The sequence below is a fragment of the Shewanella sp. GJ50-10 genome (genome assembly GCF_055808815.1).
In genome coordinates this window covers 1,985,772-2,012,626 of record NZ_JBVVSS010000001.1, presented here as the reverse complement: position 1 = coordinate 2,012,626, position 26,855 = coordinate 1,985,772, and the positions used below count along the sequence as shown (strand labels likewise).

24 protein-coding genes and 1 pseudogene are annotated in these 26,855 nt (G+C 37.3%); 7 read left to right on the top strand and 18 right to left on the bottom strand.

Going from position 1 to position 26,855, the window contains the following annotated elements:
* The first annotated feature begins 233 nt into the window (after window positions 1-233).
* Both queC and rrtA read left to right on the top strand, forming a co-directional pair.
* A complete protein-coding gene (queC, locus tag AC0L4E_RS08330; RefSeq protein ID WP_473678808.1) occupies window positions 234-917 on the top strand; it encodes a 7-cyano-7-deazaguanine synthase QueC in 684 nt (227 codons plus the stop codon).
* A 54-nt stretch (window positions 918-971) separates the two neighbouring features.
* Window positions 972-1,607 carry a rhombosortase gene (gene rrtA, locus AC0L4E_RS08325; protein ID WP_473678807.1) on the top strand — a complete coding sequence of 212 codons (636 nt, stop codon included), beginning with the start codon at window positions 972-974 and terminating at the stop codon, window positions 1,605-1,607.
* Between the two features lie 62 nt (window positions 1,608-1,669).
* Here rrtA and AC0L4E_RS08320 read toward each other — a convergent pair whose 3' ends face one another.
* The 6 genes from AC0L4E_RS08320 to AC0L4E_RS08295 all read right to left on the bottom strand — a co-directional run bounded on the left by AC0L4E_RS08320 (window position 1,670) and on the right by AC0L4E_RS08295 (window position 6,947).
* A complete protein-coding gene (locus AC0L4E_RS08320) occupies window positions 1,670-3,025 on the bottom strand; it encodes a hypothetical protein (protein WP_473678806.1) in 1,356 nt (451 codons plus the stop codon).
* Window positions 3,026-3,061: 36 nt separating this feature from the next.
* Window positions 3,062-3,562: an SET domain-containing protein-lysine N-methyltransferase gene (locus AC0L4E_RS08315; protein WP_473678805.1), complete on the bottom strand. Its 501-nt coding sequence runs from the start codon at window positions 3,560-3,562 to the stop codon at window positions 3,062-3,064.
* 195 nt (window positions 3,563-3,757) lie between these two features.
* On the bottom strand, window positions 3,758-4,237 hold the full coding sequence (locus tag AC0L4E_RS08310; RefSeq protein ID WP_473678804.1) for a GNAT family N-acetyltransferase: 480 nt from the start codon (window positions 4,235-4,237) through the stop codon (window positions 3,758-3,760).
* A gap of 31 nt (window positions 4,238-4,268) precedes the next feature.
* Window positions 4,269-4,898, bottom strand: coding sequence for an FMN-binding negative transcriptional regulator (locus tag AC0L4E_RS08305; protein WP_473678803.1), 630 nt, complete (start codon window positions 4,896-4,898; stop codon window positions 4,269-4,271).
* 144 nt (window positions 4,899-5,042) lie between these two features.
* Window positions 5,043-5,489 (bottom strand): NUDIX hydrolase, encoded by a 447-nt coding sequence (locus AC0L4E_RS08300; protein ID WP_473678802.1) that lies wholly within the window; start codon window positions 5,487-5,489, stop codon window positions 5,043-5,045.
* 78 nt (window positions 5,490-5,567) lie between these two features.
* Window positions 5,568-6,947, bottom strand: coding sequence for a Na+/H+ antiporter NhaC family protein (locus AC0L4E_RS08295; protein ID WP_473678801.1), 1,380 nt, complete (start codon window positions 6,945-6,947; stop codon window positions 5,568-5,570).
* Between the two features lie 282 nt (window positions 6,948-7,229).
* Here AC0L4E_RS08295 and AC0L4E_RS08290 point away from each other — a divergent pair, with 282 nt between their 5' ends.
* Both AC0L4E_RS08290 and AC0L4E_RS08285 read left to right on the top strand, forming a co-directional pair.
* Window positions 7,230-7,703, top strand: a complete 474-nt coding sequence (locus AC0L4E_RS08290; RefSeq protein WP_473678800.1) for an Lrp/AsnC family transcriptional regulator — start codon at window positions 7,230-7,232, stop codon at window positions 7,701-7,703.
* A 252-nt stretch (window positions 7,704-7,955) separates the two neighbouring features.
* Window positions 7,956-9,310: pseudogene (locus AC0L4E_RS08285) on the top strand (sodium-dependent transporter).
* Between the two features lie 98 nt (window positions 9,311-9,408).
* On the opposite strand, the gene AC0L4E_RS08280 reads toward AC0L4E_RS08285, so the two are convergent.
* Window positions 9,409-10,602, bottom strand: coding sequence for a cation:proton antiporter (locus AC0L4E_RS08280; protein ID WP_473678799.1), 1,194 nt, complete (start codon window positions 10,600-10,602; stop codon window positions 9,409-9,411).
* A gap of 327 nt (window positions 10,603-10,929) precedes the next feature.
* On the opposite strand from AC0L4E_RS08280, the gene AC0L4E_RS08275 reads away from it, so the two are divergent.
* Window positions 10,930-11,310: a GNAT family N-acetyltransferase gene (locus AC0L4E_RS08275; protein WP_473678798.1), complete on the top strand. Its 381-nt coding sequence runs from the start codon at window positions 10,930-10,932 to the stop codon at window positions 11,308-11,310.
* A gap of 46 nt (window positions 11,311-11,356) precedes the next feature.
* A complete protein-coding gene (rsgA, locus tag AC0L4E_RS08270) occupies window positions 11,357-12,445 on the top strand; it encodes a ribosome small subunit-dependent GTPase A (RefSeq protein WP_473678797.1) in 1,089 nt (362 codons plus the stop codon).
* A 73-nt stretch (window positions 12,446-12,518) separates the two neighbouring features.
* On the opposite strand, the gene AC0L4E_RS08265 is transcribed toward rsgA, so the two are convergent.
* The 6 genes from AC0L4E_RS08265 to AC0L4E_RS08240 all read right to left on the bottom strand — a co-directional run bounded on the left by AC0L4E_RS08265 (window position 12,519) and on the right by AC0L4E_RS08240 (window position 20,265).
* The gene (locus AC0L4E_RS08265) at window positions 12,519-12,935 is read right to left on the bottom strand and encodes a GNAT family N-acetyltransferase (protein WP_473678796.1); all 417 of its coding nucleotides are present in this window, start codon (window positions 12,933-12,935) and stop codon (window positions 12,519-12,521) included.
* A 107-nt stretch (window positions 12,936-13,042) separates the two neighbouring features.
* Window positions 13,043-13,777: a hypothetical protein gene (locus AC0L4E_RS08260; protein WP_473678795.1), complete on the bottom strand. Its 735-nt coding sequence runs from the start codon at window positions 13,775-13,777 to the stop codon at window positions 13,043-13,045.
* Between the two features lie 41 nt (window positions 13,778-13,818).
* Window positions 13,819-14,214: a hypothetical protein gene (locus tag AC0L4E_RS08255; protein ID WP_473678794.1), complete on the bottom strand. Its 396-nt coding sequence runs from the start codon at window positions 14,212-14,214 to the stop codon at window positions 13,819-13,821.
* Window positions 14,205-14,369 carry a hypothetical protein gene (locus AC0L4E_RS08250; RefSeq protein WP_473678793.1) on the bottom strand — a complete coding sequence of 55 codons (165 nt, stop codon included), beginning with the start codon at window positions 14,367-14,369 and terminating at the stop codon, window positions 14,205-14,207. Before AC0L4E_RS08250 ends, AC0L4E_RS08255 begins: the two co-directional genes overlap by 10 nt.
* Before the next feature lie 26 nt (window positions 14,370-14,395).
* On the bottom strand, window positions 14,396-15,421 hold the full coding sequence (locus AC0L4E_RS08245) for an HD domain-containing phosphohydrolase (protein ID WP_473678792.1): 1,026 nt from the start codon (window positions 15,419-15,421) through the stop codon (window positions 14,396-14,398).
* Window positions 15,421-20,265, bottom strand: a complete 4,845-nt coding sequence (locus AC0L4E_RS08240) for a response regulator (protein ID WP_473678791.1) — start codon at window positions 20,263-20,265, stop codon at window positions 15,421-15,423. The genes AC0L4E_RS08245 and AC0L4E_RS08240 overlap by 1 nt, the downstream gene beginning before the upstream one ends.
* Window positions 20,266-20,489: 224 nt before the next feature.
* Between AC0L4E_RS08240 and AC0L4E_RS08235 the strand changes: the two genes are divergently transcribed.
* Window positions 20,490-22,088 carry an ATP-binding response regulator gene (locus tag AC0L4E_RS08235; protein ID WP_473678790.1) on the top strand — a complete coding sequence of 533 codons (1,599 nt, stop codon included), beginning with the start codon at window positions 20,490-20,492 and terminating at the stop codon, window positions 22,086-22,088.
* A 102-nt stretch (window positions 22,089-22,190) separates the two neighbouring features.
* Here AC0L4E_RS08235 and AC0L4E_RS08230 read toward each other — a convergent pair whose 3' ends face one another.
* The 5 genes from AC0L4E_RS08230 to AC0L4E_RS08210 form a co-directional block, all read right to left on the bottom strand.
* Complete coding sequence (locus AC0L4E_RS08230) at window positions 22,191-24,182, bottom strand: alpha-amylase (RefSeq protein ID WP_473678789.1); 1,992 nt, start codon at window positions 24,180-24,182, stop codon at window positions 22,191-22,193.
* Window positions 24,183-24,820: 638 nt separating this feature from the next.
* Window positions 24,821-25,000 carry a hypothetical protein gene (locus AC0L4E_RS08225; RefSeq protein ID WP_473678788.1) on the bottom strand — a complete coding sequence of 60 codons (180 nt, stop codon included), beginning with the start codon at window positions 24,998-25,000 and terminating at the stop codon, window positions 24,821-24,823.
* A 15-nt stretch (window positions 25,001-25,015) separates the two neighbouring features.
* A complete protein-coding gene (locus tag AC0L4E_RS08220; RefSeq protein ID WP_473678787.1) occupies window positions 25,016-25,489 on the bottom strand; it encodes a VanZ family protein in 474 nt (157 codons plus the stop codon).
* A 121-nt stretch (window positions 25,490-25,610) separates the two neighbouring features.
* Window positions 25,611-26,306, bottom strand: a complete 696-nt coding sequence (locus AC0L4E_RS08215) for an aspartate/glutamate racemase family protein (protein ID WP_473678786.1) — start codon at window positions 26,304-26,306, stop codon at window positions 25,611-25,613.
* Between the two features lie 85 nt (window positions 26,307-26,391).
* On the bottom strand, window positions 26,392-26,793 hold the full coding sequence (locus tag AC0L4E_RS08210; RefSeq protein WP_473678785.1) for a GFA family protein: 402 nt from the start codon (window positions 26,791-26,793) through the stop codon (window positions 26,392-26,394).
* Window positions 26,794-26,855 lie beyond the last annotated feature (62 nt).

The window sequence follows — 26,855 nt, the reverse complement described above, 5'->3', positions numbered from 1 at the left end:
GTTTCAAGTTTTAAGTTGTTGAAATACTGCTCACTTCACGGGCGCATCTCTCGCTTCTCGGGCGCATTTATAGATGATTTTCAATTCAGCTGCAAGTTTTTGCTATCAAGACCTGCAATAAGATAAAATATACTAATATTGATAATTATTTGACTCATAACTGTTTAATTTAACAACTCTGAATGAATACATCCGTCAGCGACCAACAGTTATGAATTTTTACGGTGAAATTAATGTCCAAAGCAATTGTTGTATTTAGTGGTGGCCAAGACTCCACAACCTGTTTAATTCAAGCGATGACACAGTACGATGAAGTTCATGCCATTACCTTTGATTACGGCCAGCGCCATCGTCAAGAAATCGAAATCGCTCAATCATTAGCTAAACAATTAAATATTGCGAGTCATAAAGTCATGGATGTTAGCTTACTCAATGAGTTGGCTATTTCATCTCTTACCAGAGACGCAATTCCAGTTTCCCATGAACTGATGGACAACGGCTTGCCAAGCACTTTTGTGCCAGGACGAAACATTTTATTTTTAACTCTCGCAGGTATCTACGCCTACCAATTAGGCTGCGATGCCATCATCACAGGCGTTTGTGAAACAGACTTTTCTGGCTATCCAGACTGTCGAAATGAGTTCATTAAGTCTATGGAACAATCACTGGTTTTAGGTATGGATAAACCGCTCAAAATTGTGACTCCATTAATGTGGTTAAATAAAGCAGAAACATGGGCTTTGGCAGATAAATACCAATCTCTTAAGTTAGTAACTGAAGAGACATTAACTTGTTATAACGGCATTAAAGGAAATGGTTGTGGTGACTGCCCAGCTTGCCACCTTAGACAACGCGGTTTAGATGATTACCTCAATAATCAGCACACAGTAATGAATGCACTAGAATCAAAATTATAAATGCGCTTATTAACTAACAAGATTCTTAATTAACGAATTAAACGGACTTTATTTATGGCATCAAGAAGCCAGAGCAGCGCAAATACTTACTACTTTGCAATTTTGATTAGCATTGTTTCATGTGTAATGTTTGTCATGGCGATGACACCGCTTGGTGCTAATGATATCGACAATTTTTTAAGTTATCGCTATGACAATATTCAGGCTGGTGAGTATTGGCGGATTATTACAGGCAATCTGCTCCATACTAACTTGTGGCATTTATTAATGAATTTAGCAGGCTTTTGGGTCATTTTGTTTCTTCACGAAACACATTATAAAAACCAGGCCAGCCAATTCATTGCCTTATTCATCAGTTTATGTATTTTGGAAGGATTAGGGCTTTATTGGTTTTTCCCAGAGTTAAAAGGTTATGTTGGCCTTAGCGGTCTGTTGCATGGTCTGTTTACATTCGGCGCTTTACTAGATATCAGAAAAGACTATTTTTCTGGTTACCTTCTTTTGATCGGAGTGTTTGTCAAAGTTGGTTACGAGATGTATTTTGGCGCCAGTGAAAGTGTTAGTGCCATAATCAATGCCAGAGTAGCCACAGAATCACACTTTATTGGTGTTATCAGTGGCTTAATTTGTGGTCTTGTATGGATACCTTTGATTCGATTTATCAAACAGCACAAAAACGCTGGCAATTAGATTATTATCAAAAACTTATATGGTCTATTACATGAAAGGGAGCATTTGCTCCTTTTCATATTTTAATCCTTTTTAACGTATGCCAACATCATCAACAACACAAGCACACCAATCAGCCCTATCGGTAACCAAGTGTTAATTTGCAACACTGTATCCACACTTGAACCAGTATGAATTCCGGTTGAATTGATAAATCGTTCAATTTTATTCAAGCCTAAATAATCACTCCAAATACTGATTAAACCAAGTATCTGAATACATGAGATAATAAACAATATTTGATTTTGACGACGATTAGCTTGCTCAGCTTTTCTTGCATACGCACGCTCAAGATAATCTTTAAAAAAACTCACGTAAGTTTTAGCATGCTCAAGACTGCTTTCAACATTCCACTTACTTTCTATTTTTTGATAAACATCTTCATTGTCTGACTCTATAGCCAATTTAAAGTTTTCATTGTTCATCCGTAATAATTCAATTTTATTGATATATTCATCAATAACATTTCGTTTTGAATTAAGTGTTTTCTTAGAGTCATTAGCCAGAATGTGGCTGTTCAATTTATCTAAAACACGACTATAAAAACTGACATAGTACCAAGTTGATTGAATATGATGTTGAATAGGCGCAAAGCGATAATAACGACCTATATCTTTGGTGATGATTGTGTGGAATCGACTAAAGAAAGCGTAATGAACACAGTCATTATCAATAATGGTGGTGTTATTACCTTTTACTCTTTCAGCTATTGCATTGCAGTTTAGGAACTGTTGTTTAACCGCCTTATTTTGTGGACTTTCATCAACAAAAAAAGTGACATTCCCTGAGTTATTACCAATATAAGCAAGTGGACGAGTGCTTCCACGCAAAGAAATATGGCTGATGCTTTGAATTTTTTTACACACAGCTAAACGCACTGCATTGCCCCACTCGCTTAACTGCGAGTCATCATGCTCTTTGACTAAAAGGTTTCTTAATGTGTTGTAAAAATCTACACCACCTTCAACTAAATTGGTTGCTAAAATTGCCTCAAGTATTTCATCTGGTATAGCTAAATGCAGCTCTACAACAAGTACAAAATTAAAAAACCGCTGGTCGAAAACCAATTCATATGTGGTATTTTTTAAATCAACATATTCACTTATGTCATGTTGACCATTCACTAAAAATCTTTGTTGTGTTAAATCATTTTTAAGTAATTCATTGGAAATTTTAGTGTCTTGCGCACCGTAGATACTTTTATAGTTTGATAAATCTCGGTGTAACTTATTGAATTGTTGTAACCACTCAATTTTGAAGTCATTTTTATCAAAAGTACCAATTAATCGGCCTATACGACTCTTTTTACTGATGAGCTGTTCATACTGCTCAGCATCAACCTCAATAGGCTGAACGCACATAACACGTAATTTAGGCATATCTCGTTCTTATTATTTTAGTGATTGACTGTGAGATTATAAAAATTGTTTCTCAGGGTTCGTTAGATAATCATCTGATAATTGTTCTTTTCGATAATCAATCGTTAACTCTTCACCGATAGCAATCTCGCTAAGTGTCACTAACCTCATTGGGTGATATCTGATCTCAGTATTCGGCGTTCTAGAATGGTTAATGTAACTGTATTTGGTTCTAAAATTTCTGACCAAAAGCGTTTTATTGTTAAGGTAATTACATTCCATAAAAATATAATTTTTATAAGGTTCAATTTGTTGAGCCATTAAATTTTCGATTTTTTCATAATCTTCAATCGACACAACTTGGCCATCAAATAGATAAAGAATTTGCTCGCTGCTCATTGTGCCAGTGGCAAACAAACCAAAACCATGAAGATCACTTTGTTGAATATCCGTTTTCGCTATCGTGTTTAGCGTTGCTGCTTTTACGAAATCTAAATCCTGAGTTTTATCTACCACTTGAGAAGCTGACATATCGTAACCTGATAAATTATTTAACATGTGTAATAACTAGTTAGCTTACTTTAACGGATCAATTGATGCTTTTAAATATCATTAGTTTAGATGCATAAAAAATAACCAGCCTTATTGATAACTGAAATTAAACTAATTTGATTATTTGCTGTTGGTTATTGAGAGTTGACTATTAGCGGATGGGAGTTGGAAATGTGTTGGTAGCTCTAACAGTAAAAAATACTATCCTTTCGTATTTGAATAAATATTAGGCTGCCAAATCTGCATTAGAATTTCTGGATTACCAATAGGTAAAAAACCAAATTGAGCATACAAACCATGGGCATCACTGGTTGCTAGCATCATTCTTCTTAAGCCGGTAATTTCAGGATGACTGACAATAGTCTTAATTAACCATTTACTTAACCCTTTACCTCTATGCTCATCTACAACAAATACGTCCGCCAAGTAAGCAAATGTCGCCTCATCTGTAATGAGTCTGGCAAAACCTACTTGTTGATTACCCTGTGCTAGCACACTAAAACATAACGAGTTTTCGATTGCTTTTTGCAACACGGTAAGCGGAATATTTTTAGCCCAATAGGAAGTTGCAATAAACTGATGAACAACTTTGATATCAATACACGTTTTGTCAGTGGTAATATTGTAGCCATCAATGGCTTTCACATTGTCAGTTTCAAGGTTATTGGTACTTTTCATCATTTCATTACCATTGTATTCCAAAATGCTTCCATTATTTAAAGCTATGCCGTTTGGTATAAGCTAACAAGGCTTTATCATCAAACCGTTGAGAAAGTGATAACCCTGTAATAACACCTTGTTGATCGGCATCAGATCTGTGTTGCCCAAGTTTGAGCTTTCCCTCTATTTCAGTAATGGTGATTTTAAAGCCAATAATCGCTTTCGATAACTTATCTTTGTAATCTTCTGGGATAAAACCTTGTTGCTCTGCATCTGAAGCATCTAACGGTTTTAATAAGTTTGCTTCGTAAGTTTTGACTGTATCAGTCAATATTTTCAACGTGGTCTCTTCATCAGTCAAGGTCACTTCACCTTTAATATGAACAGCTGCATAGTTCCAAGTCGGTACTGCTGGGTAGCTGTTATACCATGTAGGTGATATATAGCCATGTGGGCCTGAAAACACCACCAGTAACTTCTGCATATCCATCGACTTCCAATGGCTATTAGCTTTGGCAAGGTGACCATATAAGGTGCCGAACTCACCTTCCTCACGCTTTAATAGTAATGGTAAATGAGATGCCGTTAAATCTGCGGTTGTTAACACGGCAAAACTAAATTCTTCGATAAAGTCGTGCATCTGCTCAATTGATTCAATCGCCAACTTTTTGGGTATATACATTGTGCTTCCTGCTTATGTTTATTGGTTCGACAAAGACGATTTATATTGCACTTAATTATATAAGTAGGCCTAATTTTTTTGGTGGCCTTAATTCGATTAAAAATGTGCTTTTAACAGCTTGTTAAAATCTAAGGATATCTAGCTTTATTGTCCAATAATGGTCTCAAGATACATTCTTAACCGTTGCTGCAAAGGCAAAATAGCTTCATCACATTGCAGATATTCCACGATTGGCATTAGTTGCCAATATTGACCTTCGTCGCCAAATTGAATTGACTCAATTTCTTGTTGACTTGCCTTTGCTACGAAGAAATATGAAATACCATCTGCCGTTTGGTTAGTTCCACCTTGCTTATATATCAATCTATCTTGAGTTAACGCAATTGAGAATTCTTCATCTAGCTCTCTTAGTACACATTGCTCAGGGCTTTCATTTCCTTCTCGCCCGCCACCTGGGAAGTCCCACAGGTTTGGAAATGGGATTGATGGGATATTGTCTCTGCGATATACCACTAATTGATCATGAAACAACAATGCCAATTTACAACCAGTAAATAATGGCTTCTCAGAAGACTGTTGAACTGCCATCATTGTTATCCTCTAAATAAAAAACCAGTGATAAGCACTGGTTTTATTTATACAGCAATGAAATATTAACACTCAAGATTATCAGGCTATAACAATAAACCCTATAAATGTAATTGCAGCTGCAATTAGTGTGTAAGGTAACTGTGTTACGGCATGACTCACTAAGTTACATCCTGCACCTTGGGCCGCAAGCACGGTCGAATCACTGTAAAAGCAAGCTTGGCTACCAAATGATGATGCAGATAGTAGCGCACCAATTACTAATGGTATATCAGCATTAACAGCTTGAGCCAATGGCATCACAATTGGAATCGACACAGCAAAAATGCCCCAACTTGAACCGGTAGCAAACGCAAGTAATGCCATAGCGACGAATACTACAGCTGGCAATAAAGAAGCTGTCATATAAGGGCTTAAACTTTCGATTACAAATTGCGGTAGCAGAAGTTGGTCGCATACATCTTTAAAGATAAATGCCGCAATAACGGTACCGATTGCAGGCAGCATACTTTTAAAACCATCTATCATTTGTTCCATCATCTCTGCGAACGGCATGAGCTTTTGAACCGCATAATAAGGGATCGTTACCAACATTGTTGCCAATAAGCCGAGCCATACATCAATATCAAAATAAACAGTAAAGCCCACTAACATAACGATAGGCACTAAAAAATTGTGCAGTTTACCTTGGTGATCAGCTGTCTTAAACTCATCTTCCATTGCTTTCACAGCGTAATCATTACTGGTTTGAATGTCTGTAGAGTCATCAACGGGTATTCCTACCCCTTGCTTCGCTTTTAACTCCGCCTTTTTCATTGGTCCAAATAAAGGAATAACTCCCATCACCACTAACGGCACCATAATTACAGCAACCCACGCATAAAGCATGTACGGTATTGCTGACATATAAACCGAAATAGCTTCGCCCGTACCTGCGATACCGTTATCAACTAGCAAGCCACCAAAGAACACAGCCCATGTAGATAGAGGGACAAGTACACAAATAGGCGCTGCAGTTGAATCAACAACGTATGCCAGCATTTCACGGGAAATACGAAACTTATCAGTGACACGTTTCATCGTTTCACCAACGGTTAATGCATTCAAGTAATCGTCGATAAATATCGCGACACCCAACACATAGGTCATCATCAAAGATGACTTAGGTCCTTTAGCGACTTTTAGTGCATTTTTACCAAATGCGAATGCGCCGCCGGTTCTGACCAGTAGTGCGATTAAAGCGCCAAAAGTACCACACACTAAAATGAGCCAACCAATGGTTTCGTCAGCCATCACTTTTAGTGAGATTTCTGAAAAGTTATTTAATGCTTCAGTCGGATCGAGCATTAATAAACCCACAACAGCACCTATCACCAATGCGAGGATAGGTCTTCTTAATAATATTGCTAATATCAAAACAACCACAGGCGGGATCAAGCTGATCGCAGATGGTTCTGTCATGACGTCTTTCCTTGTTTAAAATAGAGTATGAAAATGGATGTGCAAAATAATGTCGTTATGTCATTGAGTCAACATAAATTAAACATGAACAAGAAATAAAATAAAAATTTTTGACAGATAAATCAACTTTGAATAATTCAACATGAATCATTTAAAGAATAATCAATCTCAATAACCACAAACATTAGAAACCAGTTACTTTGGTTACTTTTCAAAACAACAAGATTATAATCCATTCATTGGAACCAATAGCTACTTGCAAGCAACATTTAAAGGTCTCGCATGAACGAACTGACACTAGATAAAATCGATTTTGCGATTCTTACACAACTACAAAGTCACGGCCGATTATCAAACCAAGAACTAGCTTTAAAAGTTGGACTGTCCCCTTCACCTTGTTCTCGTCGAGTTAAAGCATTAGAAGATGCCGGTTTCATTTCGGGTTACGCCACGTTACTCAACGCTGAGCACTTTGATTTAGCATTAACGGTTTATATTCAAATACGCTTAGAAAAACATACAAGTGTAATTTTAGATGCATTTGAAGCGGATATTTCTCGCTATGAAGAAGTGCAAGAATGCAGTTTAATCACAGGCAGCGAAGCAGATTACCACCTTAAAGTGCTGGTTAAAGATATGCAGGATTACAAGTTATTTTTACTAGATAAACTCACCACTAATCCTCATATCGCTGGGGTAAATTCAAGCTTTGTGCTTAAGAAAGTAAAAAGTAGCACTGCGATACCGCTAGGTTAAATGTGCACTAGATCAAACTTTACTATTCAAGGTCTGAAAATATAAAATTGCACAAACTAGCCACACGATGAGCTATAGCCATTTAAATTTTAACTAACCCTATATTCTTGTGATTTAATTTCACTTTTAACCAATAAAGCCATTAGTTATTTCATCGCACTAGACAAACCCGCAATTAATCATTGTTGACGAAAGATCTCAAATCACTACTATTCGCGCTCTTTTATATTTCTAACTCATCAGAGAGTCATAATGAGCGCACAAGCAGACGGACATTTCAGTTCACGTATCGGATTCATCATGGCGGCAGCGGGTTCTGCTGTCGGCGTTGGTAATATTTGGGGTTTCCCAACTCAGGCTGCCACTCACGGCGGCGGCGCTTTTTATTGGTGTACGTTCTGCTTATTGTATTATTAGGGTATCCAATGTTGATGGCTGAACTCATGGTCGGGCGCCATGGACAAACCAACCCTGCTGATGCCATGGCAAAACTTGGACATTCAGCGAAAACAAAAAAGATCGGTAAAGCAATAGGATTCATTTCAATTGTTACCGCGACTTTAATCTGTACCTTCTACAGTATTTTATCTGGCTGGTTTATAAGTTTTGCCATTGCACCAATGGCGCAAATGGCTAATCAACCCCAAATAGCGAGTTGGTTAACTGACTTTTCAGTCTCTCGTAATCTTGTATTTACTCTCGTGTTTATCGCGTTAGTGATATTAGTGATTAGACAAGGGGTTCAAAAAGGTATCGAGCGCTGGTCAAAACGTTTAATGCCAATGTTATTACTGATGCTAGTTGGCGGCGCTGTCTACATACTAAGTCAGCCTGGTGCAATTGAAGGTTTAAAAGTGTTATTGGTACCCGATTTTTCGATGGTATTCCATACTGATGTTTTAGTTGGCGCACTAGGTCAAACCTTCTTTTCTTTGTCAGTGGGTACTGGCGCTATGATGGTGTACGGGGCTTATTTAAATAAGCAAGAAAACATAAGCCAGCTAACAGCATACGTAACTCTTACAGACACTATGGTGGCTTTTCTAGCCGCATTAATGATCATTCCAGCAATGTATGTTGCTCAGCATAATGGTGTACAGATATTTGCAGAAGATGGCAGTTTACTTAACTCAGACACCCTAGTTTTCAGTGTATTACCAGCGTTATTCGATTCTATTGGCGGTGTTAGTCAGTATATTTTAGCTATTGTGTTCTTCGTATTAATGACGATTGCAGGCTTAACATCCGCTATGTCGATTGTCGAAGTTCCGACCAGCTATATAGTTGAAAAAACCTCAATGAGTCGCAGTAAAGCTACCTTAATGGTTGGCGCTGTTATCGCGGTAATTGCCTCAGTAATTGTATTTAACTTTAGCAGTTTATTTGGCTTAATTATTACTCTGACAACAGAGCGTGCACAGCCTTTAATCGCCTTAGGCATTGCTATCTTTATGGGCTGGGTGTGGCATAGAAATGAATTACTTGCGGAAATTGCACAACAAGATGGTGCAAACAAGGACAACTTTTTCTGGCGCATATGGCCTGTTTACGTGAAGTTTATCTGCCCACTATTAATTATCGTCATCATTATGCAACTGTTTAATTAAATAGATAAAAGTCAGTCACTTAACATGTTAAATGCAAACCTGTCATAACCAAAAAACAAAGACAGGTTTGCTTACCAAGACGCCCATCTTAAAAAGGGTTACTTAACCCGTGTACTAATCCATTTAGACATAGGCTTAGCTGAAACGCCATGAACGATTAAACTTATAAACACCGTACAAATTACCGTCATCGCCATGAAGTCTCCGCCAGGTAAATCACGTTCAAGCATAATGATGACAAACACAATTGACGCTAATCCGCGTGGCCCAAACCAACCTAAAAATAGTCGTGAAGGAATATTTTCCCCTTTTCTACCCAAGGCTATAAATATCGGTAACATTCGTACTAAAGTTAAGCTCAGTAAGGCGTAAAGCAGCATCGTCCAAGTAAAGGCTTCAAAAGCTGAACCAATAACGATAGCCCCAAATAACATCCAAGTAAGTAGTGCTAAGATTTCTCCAATACCTTCTGTGGGCAAAATCATTTTATGTTTAACGTCTTTCATCAAGTGACCAAAAAGCAGCCCTCCTGAAAATGCCGCAATGTAGCCACTTCCGTGAAGTTCTTGTGAAATAGCAAAACAGCACAAAGCTAAACTGAGTACTATATTTTGACTCCAGATATCGGTAATCCAGTTCTTATGGTAGCTATATTTTATCAATTTAGCCGCTATAAAACTGGCTGACAGCCCTACCATTAAGCCAATGCCCAACTCTTCAAGTAAATAGGTAAATGCAATATGTGACACTTGCCCTTCTGCAACACTGCCTGCTGCTAGTGCTAAAAAGACGAACAAAATAGGCACACAAATACCGTCATTTAATCCACTTTCAATGTTTAAGCCTTCACGTAATTTAGATGGCACTATTGGACTTGAAACCACAGCCTTACCCAAAGCAGCATCGGTTGCGGCGAGCATGGTTGCTAAAGCTGCAATCTCATAAACGCTTAAATTAGGAAACAGCAGATAACCCACTACGAATCCCAAAGCAATAGCGCCTGGTAAACCATACAAAAGCATGCGAGTAGGAATACTAATATATTTTTTTAATACCGATAAATTACTATTTGATGCATCACAAAATAACACCACAGCCAAGGTTAAATCGGCAAATACTCGCATACCGGTATTGCCAAACTCACCACCTAACCAGCCAAGCACAGAAGGACCCAAAATAAATCCGACCACCACAAATACCATTGGACCCGAAATCATCGAGGTCTCAACGCGGCCTGCAATTAAACTGTAACTAAAAGCAAAAATAGCCAAAATGGCCAACTCTAAATACATTGCTCAATCTCCATATTGAGTTAATGACTCACTTATTGCTGTGATATCAGATTTATTAGGTCATATGACATTATTTACTAAGCATTTTGTAATGTATACGAATTAACAACATTAACATTTTATACCTCATACAGCGTGACCGACTTATTTACTCACTAGTTCGCTGACTTGTCGCTTTTGTTCAATATTAGTCTTTAGGTAACCATTAAAATGAACTCTATAAAATCAACTTAACCCTATTTATGGGGTTAAAAATATCAGAATTAGTAATATGAAAATAGAAATCAGACAGTACCGTGATAAAGATTTGGCAGAAGTCATGTCCGCTTGGGAAAGTGCTTCAAGAATCGCACACCCGTTTATGAACGAGGTTTTTTTGAACAAGAGCGCTACAACATCCCTAACCTCTACTTACCTAATGCTGACACTTGGGTTGCGATTTATGACAATAAAGTCGTGGGATTTATCGCATTGATTGGTAGTGAAGTTGGCGGACTATTTGTTAATACTGACAGTCATGGCAAAGGCTTTGGCAGAGCATTAATGAATAAAGCCGTGCAAATTCATGGCGACTTACAAGTACAGGTCTTTAAGCAGAATGCGCTCGGACGTAAGTTTTACCAATCATACGGTTTTTCATTTGACAGTGAGTTAACATGGCCTGCTACTGGCGATATCATCTACAAATTGAATTACCTAACCCAATAAACAAGTTTTTACGTAAAAACAGGCATTAATTATTAAAGGTCAATTTATGCATTCTTCACCTCTTTCTTTAGCACAACTAGGTTGGCGGCCTTATTTTCAACAACAACTGTCGTTACAAGTGGTCGAATTAATGGCTTCGAGTTCAATTAACGAACGCCTATATATTGGCAGAATTATTGAGCAACATCGCAGTGGTGTTATCGCATTAACAGAAACAGGTGTATTCCAATTAACACAGACACCCATTCAAGCTTCTGAAACCGATAAACTGTGTGTCGGCGACTGGGTTATATTTGATAATGAACAAAGATTTATACGTTTATTAGATAGGCAATCTTTGTTCGAACGTAAAGCACCAGGAAGCAAAGTTGATACTCAGCTTATATCATCTAACGTCGATAGCTTATTTATTGTTTGTTCATTGAACCAAGACTTTAATTTGAGTCGAATAGAACGTTATCTCGCGTTAGCAAAAGAAGCTGAAGTAGAGCCGGTAATTGTACTCACCAAAGCTGATCAATGCCCTACCGTAGATGAAAAACGCGCGCAAGTTCAGTCTCTGGATCCTTTTATGATGGTTCATGCGTTAAATGCGCTAGAACCTGAAGAATTAATTGAGTTGAATGGCTACTGCAAACAGGGCAAGACCATCGCTTTACTTGGTTCATCTGGTGTAGGTAAATCGACTTTGGTAAACGGTCTTATGGGGTTTGAAACACAACTCACTAGCTCGATTAGAGAAGATGACAGTAAAGGTCGTCACACAACCACAGCACGTGCATTAAAAGTAATGCCTCAAGGCGGTCTAATATTAGATACACCGGGTATGCGTGAACTGCAATTGAGTGCTTGTGAGCAAGGGGTAAGTGAAACCTTTAGTGAAATCACCGAACTTGCAAACCAATGTCGATTTGCTGATTGTCAGCATGGCGCCGAGCCCGGCTGCGCGGTTCAACGAGCCATTGCCGATAGCGTTATTACCGAAAGACGTTTTATTAGTTATCAAAAACTTATGCGAGAACAAGCCTTTAATAGTGCAACTTTAGCGCAAAAACGAGCTAAAGATAAAGCATTTGGAAAAATGATTAACTCCATTCAAACAGAGTCACGTTCTCGTAAGAAAGATAACTTTTAACCGATATTTTGGCCTTCAAGTGCTGATAGGACATAACTGAGACAACAAAGATAGGCCTAGTTCAATCGACTTCTCAATCATAAGTTTTAAATAAGAAATACTGTTCGGGACAGCCTTTGAAACCAGGTGCTGTCCCAATAATTTCAAATCCACATTTTTGATAAAAGCTAGGCGCTTGAAATTCCAATGTATCGACTTGTGCGGCCTTGCACCCTTGATGCTTAGCTTCTTGTTCAGCCTTTTCCATTAACTGAAAACCCAAGCCTTGCCCACGGTATTTATCATTAACCCACAGGACATTTATCAAAAACTTATGATAAATAGTCCTCCCTGACAGACCCGCAATAATCGTGTCATTTTGATCCCGAATTACAACTGTCAAAGGTTTAGAAGTTTCATTTCCCATTTGGTTGAAATTAAACTCTCTTACACCATTAACTAAATGATCTACAATCTGTGGTTGCTCTGATTCTAAAACTTGTACCTTCACACCTTTTCCTTATGGTTTAATTTAGCTCATTCAAGGTTCAAATAATTTATTTTAAGCTTTGATTAAATGTCATTTCACCTACTGAATTGATATTTACAAACGAAAAACTAGTGAAATAGAGGATTCTTTTTAACAAAAGTACCTGGAAAAAAAGCATTCGCTAAAGACTGAAAGCATAAAAACCAAACACCAATCAGTAAAAACCAATTCATTTGAAATGATTTAGTTTGCTGTTTATAAATAGTTTTCTTCATATATGTATAGGGCAATACAACTCCTTCATTACTTGCTACTTGATAAACAATTCCTTGAATATGCCACACAGAAACTTCGCTCTTATCAGTTAAAGTACGCGCTAATTTTTGACACTGGCTTTTACTTATCCCAATTGCAGTAAATGTGTCAGGATAAGACTCTATATAAAAGTCATAATAGCGGGTTACTGTATTTGTCTCGTTATTATGTACCGTTTCAGTTTTGCATACAGCACTGTCTATAACGGTTCTAAACTCGTGAATTTTCGCTAACGGTGTAACATTATATTTTGGAATAGCCCACCACAAAAACACAAAATTAATTGAAATGAATGCGATGATAAAAAATAATCTTATCTTTTCGTCACCTTTAGCATCGAACTCAAGAAAATCTATTCGTCTGTAGTAATTCTGTTCATTTTCAAATTCAACTCGCTTTTGTTTAAGTTGCTTTTCTTCAGGAGTGTTCCTACGGAGATCAATTTCTTCAATTAAGTTTTTATATCGTTGTGCATATTTTTCTGAATCAATATTTTCTTTTACATCTAATAACTCTTCCAATGAGTATTTTGAATAATCAATGAGCATTCAACATCCTGTTTAAATTAGTTTTATTATTTTGACTTTCTTTATCTACGTTTAAATTTTTGAATCTGCTTCCGTTCATCATCAGTTAATGCCTGATACCCTCTTGGATATGGCCAACCATAACCCCATCGATACGGAGTCGGAAAATAAGGACTACCACCAAGCCTTACGCCTGCCAGCATGATGTTAGCAATAGAAGGTTCACCAACTGCTGCCACGCATTGTTTCAAACGTTTATCAGATTCAAGTCGCTGCTTAAACGTCCCGCCTTGCCAATAATCATAGTCATGGGCAGTGCAACACGCTAACCACAACTCGTTTTGAGTAAAAGTACCATCAGGAAATACACTACAACCATCTGAGGTAAACGGCTTAATCTCATTGGCATTAACACCTAACGAAACAAACAAAAGCAGCGAAATAAAGATTACACGCATTGATTTTCCACTAGATAAAAATATGAGTTAACCGCGCTATCAAACTTGTTATCAGGGACGTGATATTCAATTAATGCAGCGATGACAAACATCACTACAAAAGTGACAGTAAGTGCAGCAATAACAATGGCGATAAAGCGTAAAAAAGTGGACATATTCTCTCTAAATAATATCGAGCGATTTATTCATCTTTATAAGACGATTTTATTTCTAATATTTGCGGTAAACACTGATTAAATAGTGCGACTAAATCTGGGTCAAAGTGTTTACTAGACTCATCATTAATCAACTGAACCGCATCCTCAACTGACCAAGCTGCTTTATAAGGTCTTTCTGATGTTAGTGCATCAAACACATCGGCAATGGCCACAATACGCCCAACTAACGGAATATCAGTGCCTTTTAGGCGATTAGGATAACCTGTACCATCCCATTTTTCATGATGAGTTAATGCAATTTCTGCGGCTGTGTTCATTAATATTGAATCACCACTAGATAAAATATCTGCGCCAATTTGCACGTGAGTTTGCATGATTTCCCATTCATCTTTATCAAGCTTGCCAGGTTTTAACAGTACATGATCTGGAATACCAATTTTACCAATATCGTGCATGGGGGAAGCCCTAAGTACGAGGCTTGCGTCAACTTCTGATAAGCCCGTAGCTTGGGCAATAACATAAGAATAACGGCTCATACGCTGAACGTGCATACCAGTTTCATTATCTTTATATTCTGCAGCCCGGCCTAAACGGTACACAACCTCTAATTGAGACTGTTCAAGCCGTTTGGTGCGATCGGTTACTTGATCTTCTAACATTTGATGTTGATTATGCAGTGCAAGGTGGGTTTTGATCCGCTGGCGTACAATCATCGAGCTTATAGGTTTGGTAATATAATCAATCGCACCTAAGCCTAAACCTTTACTTTCATCTTGCTCATCTGACATGGCTGTAACAAAAATAACTGGGATATCTCGAGTGCTAAAACCTTGTTTTAGCCTTTTACAAACTTCGTAGCCATCAATGCCCTGCATCATGATGTCGAGTAGAATGATATCTGGTTGATTTCTCGAAGCTAACGCAATGGCTGATTCGCCGTTCAGTGCTGCGATGATTTTATAAGTGTCTTTTAAGGCATGTCTTAATATATCGATATTCTCGACTTGGTCATCAACAATGAGAATGGTACTTCTATCCTTGCTATCCATTACTGTTCCTTAAGAAATTGTTGTTTGAGTCCATTAAACAATGTCATTGCTTGTTCAAAATCATATTGTTCACAAGATTCAAGAACTGCCATTAACTCTTGGGATGAGGTTACATTTCCATTGATTAATGTTTGTAATAGTTCAATCGCATCTGTGTCATTGTTATAAAGTAACTGCTCAAGTTCATTAAACATACTAGTGATTTGTTCGTGACTTAATTGCATCGTTCCAGAAACGGTAGTTCCAGAATCCAATCGGCCTCCCTTCACTGTCATTGCCAATGCATCATTTAAGGTATTTATTAATGATGATATTTGCTGAACAAATACGCCTAATAATGCTGGTGGGACAGTGTTTTTTAAATCAGCTTCGATCTCTAAACACTGCTTAACCAGTTCATTGGCGCCAATACTGCCCAATATGCCTTTAAAGCTATGGATCTGCATAGCAATCGTGGCTTGATCTTCTTTAGATAAATCAGAAATGGGTTTTGCTGCAATGTCAGTTAATATCTGTAAATCGTCAGCGGTTTTTTCAGCAAACTTTTGAGTGATTGATATATACAGCTTGTTGTCGTGATTTAACCTTCCTAAAGCTTGTACGGTATTGAGCCCTGCAAGTTCAAATGAACTCACAATTTGTTGCTGTAAATTTGAAGCGATTGCATTCGAGCTTTCAGGCGCAGAAGATTTAACTTCATTTTGACTCCACTTTAATACCGTCGAATAAAGCTCTTTAACATCAATGGGTTTATTAATGTGATCATTCATCCCTGCAGAAATTGATATATCTCTATCTCCAATTAATGCATTAGCTGTCATTGCAATAATCGGTAAATCTTTGAACTTAGGATTTTCACGTAGTAATTTAGTCGCTGAAATACCATCAAGAATTGGCATTTGAATATCCATTAATACCACATCAAATGCGCTTATATTGAGTTGTTTTATTGCCTCTTCGCCATTCACAGCAATAGTCACTTTCGCCCCTACTTTGGTCAGTAACTCTTTAGCTAACTCCTGATTAGTTTCATTATCTTCTGCTAGTAAAATGCTAATACCTGTTAAATCAAATTTAGATGTGTTTTCAATTTGATTAGACTTAACAATTCGTTTCCCACCAAGTACGGTAGCGATAGAATCAAGTAAAGAAGACGGTGTAATAGGTTTGGTCATAATGTCTGATAACGTTACATCATGGCTATGTCCCGTAATGGTATCTCTATCAAATGCACTTACCATAATGACATGAGGGGCTTGACTCATATCCCCCTGTTGGATTTGTTTTACAAACTCCAATCCATCCATTTCAGGCATTTTCCAGTCAGTAATGATCAAATCGTAATGCTTTTGGTTTAAAGCTAATTTAGCTAATGCTTTTTTGGCTGAGTTTTCAATTTCAGCATTGAAGCCAAATGATTCTATATAAGATTGGATGATCATTAACGACGAAGGGTTATCGTCAACTATCAATACATTTAAATGTTGATCAGCAAAGTGATTTTCATCTTCCTCTTTTATATCTAAATCAATGGCAAAGTCTAACTCGAACCAGAAACTTGAGCCTTGTTGCTCTATTGAGTTAACCCCAATGTTGCCGCCCATCATATCTACTAATTTATTACAGATAGATAAGCCTAGCCCTGTGCCACCATAGTTTCGAGTCGTTGACGAGTCGGCTTGAGTAAAGGGAATAAATAAGGTTTCAATTTGCTCATCTGACATGCCAATGCCACTGTCTTTGACATTAAAGCGAAGAGTTACTTTATCATCAGTTTGCTGCAACGCTTTGATAGATAATGACACTTCACCGTGCTTAGTAAACTTAACGGCATTGTTAAGCAAATTAAGTAGTACTTGCCCAACACGCAACGGGTCACCAATAAGGTTTGCAGGTAAATCAGTATCGAAATCAAATAAGAGTTCTAGCTCTTTTTCACCTGCTTTTAAACTGATGATATTTGAAATATTCTCAAGTACATCAACATATAAATTAAATGGTATGACTTCAATTTCTAACTTTCTTGCTTCAATTTTAGAAAAATCAAGAATGTCATTGATAATCCCCAATAATGAATTTGCAGAGGTTCTTATTTTGTTAACATATTTTTCTTGTTCTTTATTGAGATCAGAATCAAGCATCAAATGTGAGAAACCTTTAATCGCATTCATAGGCGTTCTGATTTCATGGCTCATATTAGCTAAAAAATCAGATTTAGAGCGGTTCGCTTGTTCTGCATCTGTTTGAGCTTCTTTAATCGCATTTTCATATGCTTTTCGCTCTGAAACATCACGAATAGACGCAACAACTTGCAACCCCTCACTGGTTTTAATTGGGCTTAAACTCACTTCAACAGATATTTCCTTTCCATGCTTATTTACTGCTAATAAAGACATACCTGTTCCCATGGGCCTAGATATATTCTCTTTTATAAAGGCATTTCTAAAATTGACATGTTTAGCCCTTATTGCTTCGGGGACTAATATCTCGATAGCTTGCCCAGTTAGTTCTTCAGGTGTGTAGCTAAACAACCTTTCAGCTGCTGAGTTTATTTGGGTTATCTGTCCACTCTCGTTGGTAATTAACATTGCATCTGGTGCTGAGTTAAACATTTCATTCGAGTTAATTAACGCATCATTTAAATCCTCTGAAATTTTCTTCTCAGAAGTTAAATCATTTAACGTACCGATTAAACGTTTGCCTTCGTTGATTTGCACTACATTACGTAAATAGCTGTAAGTTCTTACCTGTCCATTTTCAAGTGGTATGGTTAATTCTGAGCGTTTTCCCTCGCCTGTTAGCATACACAACTCATCTTCCAAACGAACTTGACTGTAATCAGGTAATTTTGTAATTGCAGTAAAAAACTCCTTCGAACTAAGGTCCTCTTTTGTAAAACCAAATAAGCTTGCAAATTCTTCATTACATTCAGTGTAAATAAGATTTTCATCCTGTATTAACACTGGGGTTGGTAACGAGTCCACTACTGCAGTTAAATATGCCTTAATTTGAATAATTTTTAATTCACGCTGTGTCGTTCTGTATTGATAAGCAGAAATAATTAAACTAGAAAGGAATAAAATAATCGCCAATATTTCTGGTGTGTATGAGTCATATTGTTCAATAAAAACGTCGCTTGGCCAAATTGAGACTATTAATTGATCATCAGCAAAATTAAGCGGTAACTTTACCGGTGAGCTATTTTTTAAATCATCAAAAGTGATATTTTTATTATTGGTCAGACGGGATTGATGAAACATAGAAAAGTGAGCACTGTTCACGTCTTCAAAGTATAAATGTAATCCTCTAGGCGTCAGGCTTTGCGCAATAATCCTATTTATCATCGCTTCAAAGTTATACTCAAGAATTAAAAAACCTCTAATATCAGTGATTTTCTCAATTTGATAATCTTTTTGATAAACACTTTTTCTGATGGGAGCCAGTACAACTCCCTGTAACGGTAATTCTTCTTCAGAGACCGTTTCCGAAAAAAGACGATGACTTATAAGGTTATCATTGTAAGCTTCTGACATCGCTTCACGATAAATATTCAGCGATAAAAGATTGAGACCAATGTCATTATGTAACTGACTTGTAGGGTATTGGTACATAACCGGTGCATAAATATCGTAACCCTTTGATTCAACTTTTTTGTTATTGATTAAATCAGATATCCCAATTTTATAATCGTAATGCTGTTCCAACCTAGACTCGAACTCCGCTCTATCTTGTATAATAGGAACATAAAAAATTCGCGTAATGGATGGATACTTATCGATAAATAATGATGAAATCGTATCAAAAACAGCTTCATGCTCATTTTTATTATAATAAGAAATCACTCGCACGTTATTAAACATTGAGGTGAGCGTATCTAATGTTGATTGAATTGAGTTGATATGAGACTCAGCGTTATTTTGCAGTTTGTCCTCCATTCTTATCGTTTCGCTATTGGTTAAATAAGAGTACAAAGCAATCGAACTAATGGTCCCTAACGATAAAATAACTAAAGCAATATACTGACCAAAATGCGTATTTAAGTTTGTTTTTTTAAAATAAGAAAAGTAAATCAAGGTTAACGAGCAAAACATACCTGAAAATAAAATGAAATTAGGCGCAATGGATTTAAAGTCAGTTGGTTCGTAAGCGGCAGTAATGGCTTGCCATAAAATAGCGGTGATAAAAATTATCAGCACCAATAAAGGTGTGGTGTAGTGTGAAGGATCATTCGACTTAGCGCTCAAAGCTATTAATATCACGGCGCCAATGATTAAAAAACTTATACTGGTACTTAACGCCATACCGGTAAAATTATTCCAACCATAAGCTGTCGGCATGCCAAACAAGTAACCCAATAGGGCCACTGAAGATACACCAATGATTAAACAAGCCACAGTCCGATTAATTTCAAGAAAGCGTTTACTTGTCATTTGATAACAAAATAAAAAGAAAGCAGTAAACATAAAACAAAGTGCAGTATTTGGTGCCATTCTGCCAGGGTGAGTCACTAAATCTGTTTGTAAATAATGCTCAGCAAATAATTCATCAATGCCAATATTAGTGCCTAGTAAATATTCAAATAATGAAATAGTAGAAATAGCGCCAATGATACAAGCTATGATTTTTAAGTATTTAACCTGCTGATAGGTCATTAGCAGAAGTCCGCTTACACTCAGCAAGAAACACAATGCTGTATTGAATTGCATTGGTGTCATTGTCGGATTTAATCGTAAAAAAGAATCTGTTTTAGTTAGCCAGCCAAACAGTACGATTGAACTGACTAACACAACCAGTAAGCATAGCCCTTTCATTAATATGACTAACTTATTATTTATATTTTCCATGTCTGACAATCCAAGTTTTCGATAAACAAGGCAATTAACAACATAATTGCTTTTATTAAGCAGAAGCTTCTGATCTTAATCTACATCAATATGAGTGTAACAGACTAATAAAGTTTGTTATTTAAGTGTTGATATCTATATGATAACTGATATCAATTTAGCCAAGATAAATAAACTATCTGATTATTATTTTAGATTAACGGCCGAAGCTACAGAGGTAATCAATGAAGCAAAAATCAGTCTTAGTTGTTGACCCCACAGACAACATTCGTAATGTTTTAATTCGGATGTTACGTGACATGGATTTTGGCCATATCTACCAAGCGCATAATGGTGTAGCTGCGCTCAAAGCCATTAATGACAATGCCGTTGACCTCATCGTATCTGAATGGGAATTGCCTAAAGTCAGCGGCAAAGACTTGTTACTAGCAGTTCGTCGTAATAGAGATACTGCCCATATTCCCTTTATTGTGTGTAGTTCTAGTGTCCAGCAATCGACGGTTGTGGATGCTTTGCGCTCTGGTGTTTCACAGTACATTGCTAAACCATTTAGTTTTAAGGTTTTTCAAGAGCGAATAAACCTCGCTTTCAGTAAACCTTTAAACAGCATGGTTTTTGATGGTGTAAACCAGTCAGATTTAAATTCAAACGTCAAAACCTCACAAGCTGATACAGAATCAAGCAATACTGCTATTGAAGATATTGTTACTGACGGTCAGACGAAAACCGATAGCCTAAACGATCGAGATAGTTTTTCAGTATTAATTGTTGATGACGAAATCAACAACATCGAAATAGCCTCAAAATGCATTAAACCCATCAGTAAAGTTAAAGTGGCGCTCACTGGCGAGAAAGCTCTGCAAATCTGTAAGCAGGCAAAGCCTGATCTTATTCTGTTAGATATTATGATGCCTAATATGGACGGTTATCAGGTTTTTGAGCAATTACAGCAAGATATTAATCTTGCAGAGATTCCAGTCATATTTTTAACCGCAAAATCGGATGATGAAGACATTATCGCTGGATTATCTCTTGGCGCAGTTGATTACGTCACTAAGCCATTTAACATGCAAATCCTTAATATGCGTGTTAAAAACCAACTGCAAGCGGTTAGACATAACCGTCAACTAGATGAGCAAGTCAATGAACACATAAGACAATTTACCCTTAAAGAAAACGTTGAGCGTATTATTTTTAATTATGTTGCCACCCCTCTTACTCATATTGATAACACTGTAGATAGAATAAGCAAACGAGTACTATCGGCTAAACAACTCAAAACAGAGACTGATAATATTCATTATTCCACGATGAAGATTAATCAAGTTGTGAACTCATTAAACACCATTTTGAAATTGGAAGATGGCAGTTTTGAACCTGATATAAAATCAATAGATTTACACGCATTGATCAGTGAAGTTGTGAGTCATCATAGTCGTGAACAAATCAAAAAATCACTCCAAGTTGATAACTATGTTGCATTAGATACCAAAGTAATGGGTGACAAACTGCTGTTTGGAACCATGTTTACGGAACTGTACAGTAACGCTATTGAAGCAACACCGCGAGGAACTCGAATTGCATTTTATGCTTCTGACATTACCGATACTGTTGACATAACAATATTTAGTGCAAGTCATGTAGATCAATCTATTCAAGATAATTTCTTCGATAAATATGTCACTTATGGAAAAAAATTAGGAACGGGATTAGGAACTTACGCTGCGAAGCTAGTGACGGAGGCATGTCATGGTATCATTCAACTAGAAGCTAAAGAAAATGAAACACGTATAACGTTGACCTTGAAAGTAGCCACACGCTAAGGGGTTAAAAATGAAAAGCCAGACTACTGATAAAATATCACTGGCTTTACTATTATTAATCCAATTTTATTGGCTTTATATTATTGGTATCACAAACACGCGCTAAAAATTAATAACCTCGGCAGTGCTTTGATTAAACTCAAATCGATTGATTTTTCCACATTGAGCAACATGATTACTTGATTGATATGGTGTATTACTCTGATTAATGTCAGCTTCCCAACCTTGGCCATTTTTAACAAACGCTTTAACTTCAAAATAGCCTGACACCGTTTGGCTGCAATCCATCACTACATCTAACATCCAATAATGTGCGCCCCAAGTATTTAAAGGCTCAACACCATAACCGTCTGCAGCAACCGTTTTTTCAACGCCCCAGCTCGATGGCCAAGTATTAGTTGTCCAATCTAAAGGAGTACCTTCTGCTTCAGAGCTTTGATTCGTTTCACTTCCGTACCAATCTAGATATGACTCATTTGTTTTCCAAGGTGATGTAGTGTCATTTTTAAGATTATTATGTGATATCGCAATTGCGCATTCAGTGTTACTAACCTGACAATTTTTACCTAAGTTATTATTCGCATAGTCATGATCGATACCGCCTCGGATAAACATATCCTGACCCGATTCTGTTTGAGCTTGAATAAAGATAACAGTGCGTTGTAAATCACCTTCATCAATCACAGTCATCACTTTTGAATCTTGGTGAATCGCAAATGCATCCCATGGTGCTACATTTGCTGCTATCTTACCGTTTGAATCAACAACAATGGTTTCACCGCTACAAGACTGCCCATTAGCTGCAAGCTCTCCTTTTAGCACATTACAATAGGTACCTGCTGCCATATCGGTATTAAGTGATGCGGTTAAATTACCATCTTCTTTGTTTATCGCAACGTGGCCAGAACTCCCGCGGCCAAAAGCAATTTGGTTATTACCATTATCCCACCAATTGGTCGTACTCCAGTTATCTGCTGTGTGGTTTCTAAAATCGACCGCACCAGAGATGTAGCTCCAGCGATGTTCACATTTCCACTGTTCTGCAAAACAGGCTAACTCACCATTGTTATGAACTGACACATTAGGACCACCAGCATCCGTATCACCATGGAAATCATAGCTCGACATCACCTTTGGATAACCGTACGGGTAAGCCAGCATAAATACATTGGCTAAATCATATAGGCGTCCATCTTCAAAAGTAATCACGTTACCGCCACCGCCATGCCCACGCTGATTATCATGATTATCAACAAACACAACTGCAGAGCTACTTGGCATAAAGCCCCAGCCTTCACCAAAGTTACTTAACCAAGCAAGTTTTCCATCACGAAAAGTATCCCCAAGCTTTGTGGTGTACTTAAACTCTGTTACCAACCCTGCGCTAAGGTATTCGTTTGAACTGATCACGTCTTGCCCTTGATCAATCACTTCTTGGAAAATTAAAGGTGAAGAATTTACTCGGGCCATGACACCTTGGATATCTTCAACCGCCATATGTTTTGAGGCATCCAGCCTAAATCCAGCAACACCCAGTGATAACAGTTCATTTAAATATCCAGCGAGCGTTTGCTGCACATATTCATTACTGGTATTAAGATCAGTTAACCCTAACAATTCACAGTTTTGAACTTCCCAGCGATTATTGTAATCATTTAACTCACAACTTGTATGGAAGTCCTGCGGGCTATACATAGGGTAGTTTTTATTACCAAACGTACTTCCTGCAACGCCAGTACCAGAACCCGCTGCCATGTGGTTAATTACGGCATCGACATAGATATCTACCCCAACCGCTTTACAACGATTAACCATATCAACAAATTCACCACGATTACCGCCGCGACTTTCTAGCTGATAACTAACGGGCTGATAACGTGTCCACCATTGACTGCCTTGTATATGTTCGTTAGGTGGAGACACTTGTACTGCCGCATATCCTTTCGGGCCTAGATAGGTTTCACATTCGGTAGCGACATCTTGCCAGCTCCATTCAAATAAATGCACGAAAGTGGTCGGTTGAGATGCTGCCTGAGCGCAATTTATTGTCCCCATCAGTAAACCGGCACTGAGTAGACTGGTTGAAAATTTCATTCTGTGTTCCCCAAGATAAAATGGTCATTGTTATTTTTTTGTTAATGCATATTTATCATTGCTCACTTTTTAAGCTTAGGCTTGTTTAAAATGATTGAATACGTATGCAATAAAACAAGGATTTAATGTATATAAGGAAATACTTAACCAATTCAGATTGTTAATTTACAACGCTTTAAATAACACTGACTGAACTGCTATTTGAGCTGTGTAAATGAGAAACACTGGAGGTAATGAGAATGCTGATATGCTTGAGGATAAAATGATATGTATAAAATGAAATCTATTAAAACGATATAAATAGCTAATTTAAATGAATATCACTCGAAAAGTCTGAAATTTTATTGGTTTTTTGATAGGTGTGAGTAACAGGAATAAAAGCCTTGATGTGAGGCTTTCCTGCGCGTTCAGAAGCCTTCAATCCATACAAGGTATATATTATCACCTGCACGCTAATGACAAAGTTCTTCAAAGCTTAAAGCACGTCCCCGTAACTTTGAAGAATAACGGCGATTAAATTCACTATCAACCGCTTAGCAGGCCGAAAATTTAACACCTTCCCCCTATTGCCGCAGCTTACGTAGCTGATCAATATTAACGTAAATATCGTTATCAGTTTTATTCATCAAAAAATTCAGTTAAGCCGCTATGACTTGACGCAGAATTTCATCAATCACCTGTTTGTGCGTTACTCCATCAGCAATAGCGTCATAGCTGCAAACTAAATGGTGACGTAATACACTATGGACAACACTGCAAAAATCATCTGGATATGCTAACGGTTTACGCGTTGCCATCACAATTGCAACAATAATCACATCAGCTAAGCTTGTTTATTTGATACAAGGTTTATTATTGATAGTTATAGCTACGGCACTGAACAGTGTAATACCTAACGCATCAGCAACTAAGTCAGCCATATCAAAAGTTCGCGTCGTAATAAATATTTGGCTGATTTCCTCAAACAAAACAAAAAGACTCACTACGAAAACCCCATAATATATACGGAACTTGATAGGTTTATTAACCGATGGTTCTACGCATTTAAAGTTTGGTTTTGAGTTTAAATAAAACCGCTGATGGTGTAAGAAAATGTCTAAATAGCTAAATTTACTGGCAAATAATGCAATAGCGGCGAGTAAGCCAAACAAGATGAAGTGACCAATTTTATCGCCATAAGGAATGAACTGAACGATATCGAATAAAACATTGTTGCCACCCATATTAGCAAGATAAATCACCGAACTAATAAATATGATAAAACTCACGGCAATACAAAGTGAAATGTAGCGGACGAATTTATTCATTCCCTGGCCTGTTGGTAATCCTTTAGCTAAAAAGATTACAACAGACTAAACAAAATCGGCAAGTTAACTAATATTTAAAACAATTATTTACTAGTTTTTAAACACGAATAAATAAAAACAGTTAGTCATTAAGTGCTAGTTCAACAGCCGCTTTAGCATGAATAGTCGCAGTGTCATATAAGTTGATATTGGTGTCGGATTGATTAATCAACAATGCTATTTCAGTACATCCTAAAATTATTGCTTCTGCGCCTTGTTCGAATAACTTATCGATAACCGCCAAGTAGGCAAATTTTGAATCAGTTATTATTTTACCTTTACACAGTTCATCATAAATAACCTTATGTATCATTTTCTGTTCAGAAGCACTTGGAACGATAACGTTTATACCGTATTTATCCTGTAAACGCCCCTTATAGAAATCCTGCTGCATGGTAAACTCTGTACCCAGAAGACCAATGGTTGTAATTCCATCAATTTTTAATTGCTCAGCAGTGGCATCAGCAATATGAAGAATGGGCATAGCCGTTTTTTCCGCGATTTCGTCGTAGACGTTATGCATTGTATTAGTACAAATTAACAGAAAATCGGCTCCGGCTTTTTCAACATTAGCTGCAGCATCTGCAAGAATATTTGCCGCCCCCTTCCAATCGCCTTGGTGTTGTAACTTTTCTATTTCATCAAAATCAACACTAAACATGACTATTTTGGCAGAGTGCAGACCACCAAGTTGCTGATTAATACCTTCATTAAGCGCTTTATAATAACTGGCTGTCGATTCCCAACTCATGCCACCTAACATGCCGATTGTTTTCATCGTTGCTCCTCGATTTCTCTATTTCTAAAAGGCAAATAACATCTTATCTCTAACACAGAATGATACACATGAACTTAATACTCAATCATCTATCAGCTGGATGGCTGACTCCATCATATAAGGTAACATCTGATATTTTTAATGGATTAACCCCATCTAAACAGCCTATATTAAAACCAAACTGATTAGGGTTTGAGCGACGTTGATGATGAGTATAAATACCACAATGTCGGCAAAAATAATGCTTCGCTGTCATGGTGTTAAATTGATAGCAACTTAATGATTCTTGTCCTTGAATAAAGCGAATATCATCTAAAGAAACAGAAGCAACGATGGCTCCCCGTCTGCGGCACATACTACAATCACAGCGCCGAACATCGACTAAACCATTAGGTAATGACAACTCCAATTGTACTGCACCGCAGTGACAACTAGCTTGATGCTTTGAGAGTATTTTTACCCCATCAACTTCCGTTAATATAATCATTCCACATCCTTGATAAGTCACTTGAAAGCACTTAATAAGCCACTTTAAAATTTACTTGGAAA